Annotated in this window: 5 protein-coding genes; 2 read left to right on the top strand and 3 right to left on the bottom strand. The window is 70.8% G+C overall.

Translation table 11 applies throughout. The features are described 5' to 3' along the window. Positions 1 to 62 precede the first annotated feature (62 nt). Positions 63 to 1,829: an ABC transporter ATP-binding protein gene (locus FV227_RS19565; protein WP_147728875.1), complete on the top strand. Its 1,767-nt coding sequence runs from the start codon at positions 63 to 65 to the stop codon at positions 1,827 to 1,829. A gap of 184 nt (positions 1,830 to 2,013) precedes the next feature. Here FV227_RS19565 and FV227_RS19555 read toward each other — a convergent pair whose 3' ends face one another. From FV227_RS19555 to FV227_RS19545, 3 genes are all read right to left on the bottom strand, one after another. Continuing rightward, complete coding sequence (locus tag FV227_RS19555) at positions 2,014 to 2,694, bottom strand: glutathione S-transferase N-terminal domain-containing protein (protein WP_147728876.1); 681 nt, start codon at positions 2,692 to 2,694, stop codon at positions 2,014 to 2,016. Between the two features lie 93 nt (positions 2,695 to 2,787). Further along, positions 2,788 to 4,278 carry a M48 family metalloprotease gene (locus FV227_RS19550; RefSeq protein ID WP_147859726.1) on the bottom strand — a complete coding sequence of 497 codons (1,491 nt, stop codon included), beginning with the start codon at positions 4,276 to 4,278 and terminating at the stop codon, positions 2,788 to 2,790. Between the two features lie 8 nt (positions 4,279 to 4,286). Beyond that, positions 4,287 to 5,120 carry a pentapeptide repeat-containing protein gene (locus FV227_RS19545; protein ID WP_246686548.1) on the bottom strand — a complete coding sequence of 278 codons (834 nt, stop codon included), beginning with the start codon at positions 5,118 to 5,120 and terminating at the stop codon, positions 4,287 to 4,289. A gap of 700 nt (positions 5,121 to 5,820) precedes the next feature. On the opposite strand from FV227_RS19545, the gene FV227_RS19540 reads away from it, so the two are divergent. Continuing rightward, positions 5,821 to 7,278 (top strand): PAS domain S-box protein, encoded by a 1,458-nt coding sequence (locus tag FV227_RS19540; protein ID WP_147726489.1) that lies wholly within the window; start codon positions 5,821 to 5,823, stop codon positions 7,276 to 7,278. Positions 7,279 to 7,437 lie beyond the last annotated feature (159 nt).

Raw genomic sequence — 7,437 nt, 5'->3', positions numbered from 1 at the left:
CCCTTCGCCCCTCCCCCTTCCGCCGGCCCTCCGCGTCGCCTGAAATCGAGATGCTCATCGCGATGGAAGACCTCTGCCAATACGCCGACCGGCCCTTCGCCTTCGTGGGCCGCTACCTGCGGCGCCGGGCGTTGCCGCATGCGGTGATCCTGATCGCGGTGCTCGGCGCCGTCGGCTTCTCGGTCTCGACCGACTACGCGCTGAAGGGCGTGGTCGACGCGCTGAGCAAGGGGCCGCAGGCGAACCTCGTTTGGGGGGCGCTCGCGGTCCTCATCGCCTTCATCGCCGCCGACAACATGCTCTGGCGCGTGGCCTCGCTCGTCGGCTCCTTCACCTTCGTCGGCGTCACCGGCGACATCCGCCGCGACCTGTTCCGGCACATGACCGGGCACTCCCCGAGCTTCTTCGCCGACCGGCAGCCGGGCACGCTGGCCTCGCGCATCACCGCGACCTCGAACGCGATCTTCACGGTCGAGAACATGTTCGTGTTCAACGTGATGCCGCCCTGCGTCGCGGCCTTCGGCTCGATCCTCTACATCGGCAGCGTCAACGTCACGATGGCCTTGGTGCTGGCCGGCATCTTCGCCGCCGTGGTGGTGCTGATGTTCAAGATGGCGGCGGCCGGCAAGCCGCTGCACCACGACTTCGCCTCGAAGGCCGCGAGCGTCGACGGCGAGATGGTGGACCTCGTCGGCAACATGCCGTTGGTGCGCGCCTTCTCGGCGTTCAAGCGCGAAGGCGTGCGCTTCGAGGGCACGATCGCCCAGGAGATGCGCGCGCGGCGCTCCTCGCTGCTCTACCTCGAGAAGCTCCGCATCGTGCACGCGATCCTCACCGTGCTCGCGGTGCTCGGCCTACTCTACTGGGCGATCACCATGTGGGAGGCGGGGCAGGCGACCAACGGCCAGGTGGTGCTGGTCTGCACGCTGGGCATCCGCATCCTCGCCGCCACCCGCGACCTCGCCGTGGCGCTCGTCGACGCGACCCAGCACACCGCCCGCCTCTCGGAGGCGCTGCACACCCTGCTGCAGCCGCACGACCTGATCGACCACCCCGAGGCGGTGCCGCTCTCGGGCACCGGCGCGCGCATCGAGTTCCAGCACGTCGCCTTCGCCTACCCGGACGGGCGCTCGGTCTTCACCGACTTCGACCTTGTGCTCGAGCCCGGCCAGCGCGTCGGCCTCGTCGGCAAGTCGGGCGGCGGCAAGTCGACCCTGTTCTCGCTGATCCAGCGCTTCTACGAGTCCAAGGGCGGCAAGATCCTGATCAACGGTCAGGACATCGACCGGGTGACGCAGGAATCCCTGCGCGAGGCGATCACGGTCGTGCCGCAGGACGTGTCGATGTTCCACCGCACCCTGCGCGAGAACATCCGCTACGGCCGGCCGGAGGCCTCCGACGAGGACGTGTGGAAGGCGGCCGACGCGGCGCACTGCACCGACTTCATCAACGCCCTGCCGGAAGGATTCGACACCATCGTCGGCGACCGCGGGGTCAAGCTCTCGGGCGGCCAGCGCCAGCGCATCGCCATCGCCCGCGCGATCCTCAAGGATTCGCCGATCCTGCTCCTCGACGAGGCGACCTCGGCGCTGGACGCCGAGTCGGAGGAGGCGATCCGCCACGCGCTCGCCAACCTGATGAAGGGCCGCACGGTCATCGCCATCGCCCACCGGCTCTCGACCCTCAAGGACTTCGACCGGATCGTGGTCCTGGAGGGCGGCCGCATCATTCAGGACGGCTCGCCGGACAAGCTGACCCATCTCGACGGGTTCTATCGCGAGCTGATGAAGAAGGAATCGATGTCGATGGGCGCGCTCGCCGCGGCCTGAGGCAGACGTCCCCCTGCCCTCCCCCCTCTGCGGGGGAGGGTGGCCCGCGCAGCGGGTCGGCACAGGGGAGCGACAGTTCCGGAGACGTCGCTCCCCTCTCCCGACCTTCGCTGACGCGAGGCCCACCCTCCCCCGCAGGGGGGGGAGGGAAAGTGGAGGTCGGCGTTTCGATCGCCGCCTGAACTCAGCCGACCTTCATCGACCGGAACAGGAAGCGCCGGGCGTCGTCGTCCACCTCGGCCTTGAACGCGTGCCGGCCCTTGAGGCTTTCCGCCCGCTGCGCCGCCGGGCGGGCGCTCACCGTGTCGAGCAGCCGCTTCACGTTCGGGAATTCGAGGATCGCGTCCTCGCCGAGCATGAAGGGCAGCATCCGCGCCCAGCCCCAGACCGCCATGTCGACGATGCCGTACTCGGCAAGCACGAAGCTGCGGCCGGCGAGGTGGGCGTCGAGCACGCCCCAGTGGCGCCGCGCCTCGAACACGTAGCGCTCGGCGGCGTATCCCGTCCGCTCGGCCTCCGGCGCGAAGTGGCGGAAATGCACGCACTGGCCGGAGAACGGCCCGATCCCGGTGGCCACGAACATCAGCCAGGACAGCATCTGGCCGCGGGCCGCCTCGCCGTGGGGCAGGAAGGCCCCGGCCTTCTCGGCCAGATGCAGGAGGATCGCGTTCGAATCGAACACCGTGGCGTCGCCGTCGACGATCGCCGGCACCTTGGCGTTCGGGTTGATCGCGGCATAGGTCTCGGCGAACTGCTCGCCCCTGCGCGTGTCCACCGGGATCGGCTCGTAGGCGAGCCCGGTCTCCTCGAGGCACAACGCCACCTTCATCGGGTTCGGCGCGAGGTTATAGTAGAAGCGGATCATCGGGTGCGCATCCTGCGTGTCGGCCGGGTCGGGCATCGCGCGAACGCGGCACCGGTGGCAAGGCCGGCGCGCGCCGGAGGGCGGTGGGCCCGCTTACTCCACCACCACCTTGTAGCTCTGCCCCGTCTTCAGCGGCACGCCGCGCTCCAGACCGTTGAGCACCAGGAACCGATCCAGCGCGCGGTCCGGCACCGCCATCCGCCGGGCGAGGTCCTCGGCGTTCGACGAGGCGGCGACGACGATCTGCAGGCGCAGCGGCTTGAGCGAGGCGGTCTCGGCCGGCGAGACCGAGGCCAGGCTCGCGATCCAGCGGCGGAAGGCCGGGTCGGGGTCGGTCGCGCCCTTGGCCGCCATGATCAGGCGGAAGGTGGCGTCGCCGACGCGGATCGCGGCGAGCCGGAAGGTCCAGTCCTTGCCGCGGGACAGGGCGGTCGCCGCCGGATGGTCGGCGATCGGCTGGACCTCGATCGAGGCCGGGTCGATCGCGTCGTTCCACGTCGCCTTGAGGATCGCGTCGAGGGTCTGGCCGTCCTTGGCCTCGACCTGGTCGAACAGCAGGCGCCGGCTGCCCTCGTTGGTGGTGCCCAGCACCGCGTTGCGGGTGTTCTCGATCGAGAAGCCCTCCGGCACCTCGAAGGCGATGCCGAGGCTCGGATGCACGAAGCGGTGCCCGCGCACCGCGCCCTCGCCGGGGTTGTCGCCGTAGGCCAGCCCGTCGATCGCCGCGAGGTAGGCTGCGCGGTCGTCGGTGCCGACGCCCGGGGCCCCGGTGCGCCGCGCGGCACGAGTGACGAGCCCGATGCGCTCGGCCGTGCCCGGATGAGTCGCGAGCATGTCCGGCTCGGCCGCGGTGCCGCCGCCGGCCTTCAGCGCCAGGGTCCGGTTCAGCGCGGTGAGGAAGCGGCCGGCGCCGTAGGGGTCGTAGCCGGCCTTCGCCAGGGTGCGCACGCCGGCCGCATCGGCTTCGAGCTCCTGCTCGCGGGAGAAGCGCGCGAGCGCGAAGCGCGACTGACTCTGGAGCTGGGCGCCGGTGGCCGGATCGTTCAGCACGTCGGCGACCACGCGGCTGACGAGCTGCGAGCGCAGCTCGAGCTCGGTCCGGGCGGTGGCGTGGCTCAGCGTGACGTGCGCGATCTCGTGGGCGAGCACGGCCGCGATCTCCGAGGTGTCGCTCGCCAGCGCGACGAGGCCGCGGGTGACGTAGAGGCGGCCGCTCGGCAGGGCGAAGGCGTTGACCACGGGCGAATCGAGCAGCGTCACCGCGTAGGTTTGGTCGGGCCGGTCGCTCGCCCTGACCAGCCGGTCGGTCACCTCGGTGAGCAGGCGCAGGGTGGCCGGCGACCGGTATTCCCCGCCGAAGGAGGCGACGAGCTTGGCGTGGTCGGCATCCGTGACGTTGGCGGGACGGCCGGTGGTGCGCGGCGCCTCCGGCGGCACGGAGACGACGGCCGGAACCAGCACCGCCCCGGTCTGCTCGCCGGCGCAGGCCGTGAGCGCGAGCAGCAGGGCGAGCGCCGGCGCGCGACGCGCCTGCGCGCGGCCGCCCTGCCCAATTCCCGTTCCGCTCCGCGTCGTGCCGCCCATCATGCCGTTCAGCGCCGCAGCGCCCGCTCCCCATCCGTGCTCGCGCCGGCGATCGCCGTGGGCGCCTCCAGCACTTCGATCGTCTCCGGCACCGCGATGTCGAGGGTCGGCCCGCGACGGATCTCGACCACCCCGCGCACCCGCACCCGCGCGTTCCTGAGCCTGTCCGCACTCAAACCATGTTCGCGCATCCTGCGCCAAGTGCGTTTCGACACGGTGACCGTGAGCCCGTCCTCCCCCCGGGCCGCGAAGTCGAGATAGGTCCGGCTCGGGCGCTCGCCGACATGGCGGATCGTGCCCTGGACCACGACGAACCGCCCCGCCGCCGCGCGCAGGCCAGGACCGTCCGAGGCCTCGAGCGACGGCTGGTGCCAGAGCCCGAGTCCGGCCGTGCGCGCGGCCTCCTCGACGGCGAGCAGCCCCGGGCGGCACAGGGCGTCGCCCTCGCCGGCATCGACCTGGGCGAGACCGGCACCGACGAGGTCCCCCGCGAGGGCGACCGGTCCATCCGCCTCCGACAGGGCGTCGATGCGCAGGCGGCCCCAGCGGTCGGCCTCGCCGCGGGCGACGACGGTCAGCGGGCGGCCGCGCAAAGCCAGCAACCTCTCGGTCGCGGCCTTGGCGATCTCCGGGTCGTCGGGCCAGCGCACCGATCCGAGCACCGCGCGGGCGCCGGAGGCCAGCGCGAGCTCGCCGCGGGGCTCGACCGCGGACAGGGTCTCCGTCCGTCCGTCCCCGGAAAGGCACTCGGCCGTGCCGGATCGCGGCGCCGCCGCGACGCGGGCGGCCGAGGCGGCGAGCGCGCAGGCCGCGACCGCGAGCATCCGCCCCGTCCATCCCATCGCCACGACTCCCGCTCCGACGTCCGCTGCAGCATGCCCCGGATCGACGCGATCCGCACAGGGCGATCCGGCCACACCGGCGAAGCCGCGGTTGCCCAGTGGACTCGCACGGCGACGATGGTACAAACCTCCGGTACGTCTCCGTAGCTCAGCTGGACAGAGCACAGGTTTCCTAAACGCAAATTGGGCGCCGCATCGGGAAACCGCGCGGCGGATCCGCTCAAATTCGGGGAACGCTTCCGGTCCCGGCGATCCAGGTCGCCGGAATCCTGCCGATCCCGAGCCAAGCCCGCGCAGTGCCATGCGCGGGAAGGTGTAGAGACTAGACGGGCGGCACCTAAGGGCGCCTTCGGGCGCCTAGGGCGAAGGGATAGTCCAGGCCACGAACGCGGGCACCCGCCCGCGGCGGCGAAAGCCGAAGTGGTATGAAACCTGGGGTCGCAGGTTCGAGCCCTGCCGGGGACGCCACGCATTCCACCTGATGCGACGCGGCCGATCGCGGGACGATCGGCCGGTCCGCGACGGACGTTGCCGACGCGTTGGATCGATCGCGGGGGCCCTGCACCAGGCCGGGTCACTAAGGCGGCGTGACGATCGTACCAGTGAAAACAACCGAGGCCGGGAACCAGTTGCATTCGCAACTGTTGCTGCCGGGATCGTCCAACCCTGGGTCGATCCCTTGGTAGGACGTGCCCCACCCGTGACCGCAGGCGTCGACAGATCGGAACTCCGGCAGATCATCGCCGGCCTGACCGAAGGGGTGATCCTCGTCGAGCCCGATCAGCGCATCGTCTGGGCGAACGAGGCCGCGCTCGCCATGCACGGGGCCGAGAGCCTCGCCGAGCTCGGCGCGACGGTGGACGAGTACCGGGCCCGGTTCTCCCTGCGCTACCGCAACAACCGCCCGCCGGACCAGTACCCGATCGAGCGGGTGGTGCGCGGCGAGACCTTCCACGACGTCATCGTCGACGTGCGCCGCACCGACCGGCCGGACGTCGACTTCGTCCATTCGCTCCGCAGCATCGTCGCGACCGACACGTCCGGGACGCCGAGCTGCCTCGCGCTGATCCTCCAGAACGTGACCCCGCAATTCGAGGCGGAGGAGCGGTTCGAGAAGACCTTTAACGCCAACCCGGCCCCGGCGGTGATCACCCGCCTGTCCGACCTGCGCCACGTCAAGGTCAACACCGGCTTCCTCGAGATGACCGGGTACACCCGCGACGCCGTGATCGGCCGCAGCGTCTACGAGGTCGACGTGCTCGCCGGCGCGCGCAGCCGCGACCTCGCGATCGCCCGCCTCAACGCCGGCACCACGGTCCCGCAGATGGAGGCCTGCCTCGGGCTGCCGGACGGCGGCACGCGGTTCGTGATCGTCGCCGGCCAGCCGATGGAGCTGGGCGACGAGCCGTGCATGCTGTTCACCTTCGCCGACCTCGAGCTGCGCAAGAAGGCCGAGACGGCGCTGCGCCAGAGCGAGGAGCGCTTCGCCAAGGCGTTCCAGCTCACGCCCGTGCCGACCATGCTGTGCCGGGCCGACGGCTTCGCGGTCACCGGCATCAACGAGGCCTTCACCCGGGTGTTCGGCTACGGCCAGGACAAGGTCGTCGGCCGCACGCCGGAGGAGATCGGTCTCTGGACCAAGGATGCGGCCCGTCAGCGCTTCGAATCCGCGGTGATCCGCACCGGCTCCGTCCTCGGGCTGGAGACCTGCCTGCACGCCCAGGAGGCCGGAGACCTCGATTGCCTCGTCTCCGCCGAGCGCGTCACCATCAACGACGAGGCGTTCGTGCTGGCGGTGCTGCAGGACATCACCGAGCGCAAGCGCTCCGAGCGCGACCTGTTCGTCGCGATCGAGGCGGTGATGGCCGACACCTCCTGGTTCAGCCGCGGCCTGATCGAGAAGCTCGCGAGCCTGCGCCACCCGGGCGAGGCGAGCGCCGAGGATCCGACCCTCAGCCTCACGGTGCGCGAGCGCCAGATGCTCGGTCTGGTCTGCGCCGGGCTGAGCGACGATGCCATCGCCAAGCGGCTGAACCTGTCGCGCAACACCGTCCGCAACCACACCGCCGCGCTCTACCGCAAGCTCGGCCTGCACAAGCGCTCGGAGGTGATCGTGTGGGCGCGCGAGCACGGCCTGCCGGCGACGATCCCGACATGAATAAATCAGAATACCAGTAGTTTTATACCATTGCCTGTTCGATGGGTGTCACCATCTCCGAAGGATAAAGGCAAGACCAACAAGAACAGGGGCAGCAACCCGCCGCATCGAACCGCAAGCGATCTGTGCGGATCGCGCCCTCAGCTCGATCGGGCAGCC

This window comes from Methylobacterium sp. WL119 (genome assembly GCF_008039875.1).
Classification (GTDB): Bacteria; Pseudomonadota; Alphaproteobacteria; order Rhizobiales; family Beijerinckiaceae; genus Methylobacterium.
The sequence above is the reverse complement of the archived record's forward strand: the minus strand, read 5'-3'. Positions and strand labels throughout refer to the sequence as shown.

Bases quoted from the DNA above. Each gene is read 5' to 3' on its own strand.
- FV227_RS19555 (WP_147728876.1), bottom strand. From the start codon at position 2,694: ATGATCCGCTTCTACTATAACCTCGCGCCGAACCCGATGAAGGTGGCG.
- FV227_RS19565 (WP_147728875.1), top strand. From the start codon at position 63: ATGGAAGACCTCTGCCAATACGCCGACCGGCCCTTCGCCTTCGTGGGC.
- FV227_RS19550 (WP_147859726.1), bottom strand. From the start codon at position 4,278: ATGGGCGGCACGACGCGGAGCGGAACGGGAATTGGGCAGGGCGGCCGC.
- FV227_RS19545 (WP_246686548.1), bottom strand. From the start codon at position 5,120: ATGGGATGGACGGGGCGGATGCTCGCGGTCGCGGCCTGCGCGCTCGCC.